This is a genomic window from bacterium, from assembly GCA_013360195.1.
Classification (GTDB): Bacteria; Electryoneota; RPQS01; order RPQS01; family RPQS01; genus JABWCQ01.
Genome location: JABWCQ010000046.1, coordinates 1 through 1,594 on the forward strand (window position 1 = coordinate 1; position 1,594 = coordinate 1,594).

The window sequence follows — 1,594 nt, forward strand, 5'->3', positions numbered from 1 at the left end:
GCGCTACGGCTACGCCGGAAGCTGGGGCTACCAGGCCCACGACGTCCCCAACGGCGACCCCGTGCAATTCCTCCACGTCGGCTGGCGGTATTATGACCCCGGCACGGGAAGGTTCCTGCAGAGGGATCCGATCGGGATACTCGGTGGGTTGAATGTGTACTTGTACGTGTCTGGGCATCCTGCTGACTCCTTTGACCCGAATGGGCTCGAAGCGCCTGGAATACTGAAATCCAAGAAAACGAAGGCCGTCGGGGTAATCCTGTGCGGCGTAGGAATCTATCTTGGTCCCACCCCCTGGGGGACCGCTATTGGTTTGCTTGGATTGGCAATGTCGGGGGGCGAAACCGTTTGGGATGGTGTTGAAGACGTTATAGACGACATCTCAGACGTCATGGACAACTCTGGTCCCGAGCCTGGACCATCAATTAAGACAATTGATCAATTCAAGAAAAGTCCCTTGCCGGGCGTCAAAGCGTCTCCGCACGAGCCGGGCTGGTGTCCCCTTAACCCCGGCCTGAAATGTGATCAGAATAGCAACTGTCCAAACCATCCAAGAAATCGATATGATCAGTAAGGTGAACCGCTACAGGCGGAAGAAGAGGCAAGCCATGTGTGGTGCTGGACAAAACGCCGTACTGCTCTTGGAATGCCTGCCTTGGCGGCCAAGTGACAAAAATAATCAGGCAGTGAAGCCCCGAGGTCGATAACCATGGGCGATTCGTCACACTGGCGTACATGCTACGAGAGGACAGTAAAATCTATCCTAAAGCCGGGACGCTATGGTTAACGCTACTGAGGGGCGGCTGCAATCCATCGAAAGAGACGCATTCTGTTCGCAATGGGTAAAGCCATAAAAAGAGTTCTGAGAAAGGTTCGGGAGTTGTGATGTCGTCTCGGGGAGAAGGAGAACGCCGAATGCCTACGGACACGTTCGGTCCCTATCAACTCCTCAAAGGGGATCCTCCTCTTGGTATTCCGCCTGCCTTCTGGAGACATCTTCGCTTTGAGCGCCGCGCAGCAAAGTTGTACGTTGCGCTGGCGACTCTTTATGTCAGCGTCTTGTTCGGCCTGCTGCTTCTTAGGCCCACTTTTCTATTTGGATTGCCGTTGATATGCTGGCTCATGGTCGGTGTCTTCCAGATGTTTTTTGGTCTGACATTCAGATGGCTCTTCCGAAGATCGAAGCGACGGTATCTTGCACGCATTAGTCGATGGATGCCTTGGGTCTGTGTGTATTGTGGATACTGCTTGAACGGTCTGCCTGAATGTCATGTCTGTCCTGAGTGTGGGCGACCCTACAATATCGAGGAACTGGAAAAAGTGTGGCGGCGATGGGACAACCGCGTGGCGCCATAACCAAAGTTGAACACCCCTCGGGAGATGTAAGGGGGATGAGAACCAATAGTTTACACTCAGAACTCCTCGAATCGTCGAGTCATGCTGTAATCTCTACGGTTCGCCATACGCGATGTAAACTATTTGATGACCGGAGTAATATAACGCGCAGGGGAACGTGACGCGGGTTGTGACGGAGGACGAGGTCAACAAGAGCGCCCCGGTGGAGGCGGTGCGCTTCGTGTACAATCACTCGCAG

At 53.8% G+C, this 1,594-nt stretch carries 2 protein-coding genes; both read left to right on the forward strand.

The window, feature by feature from the left end:
* On the forward strand, positions 1–574 hold a 574-nt coding region (locus HUU59_13565), incomplete at its 5' end, for an RHS repeat-associated core domain-containing protein (GenBank protein NUO20469.1).
* A gap of 341 nt (positions 575–915) precedes the next feature.
* Positions 916–1,356, forward strand: coding sequence for a hypothetical protein (locus tag HUU59_13570; GenBank protein NUO20470.1), 441 nt, complete (start codon positions 916–918; stop codon positions 1,354–1,356).
* The last annotated feature ends 238 nt before the right edge of the window (positions 1,357–1,594 follow it).

Coding starts and splice junctions, on each gene's coding strand:
- HUU59_13570 (NUO20470.1), top strand. CDS start 916: ATGCCTACGGACACGTTCGGTCCCTATCAACTCCTCAAAGGGGATCCT.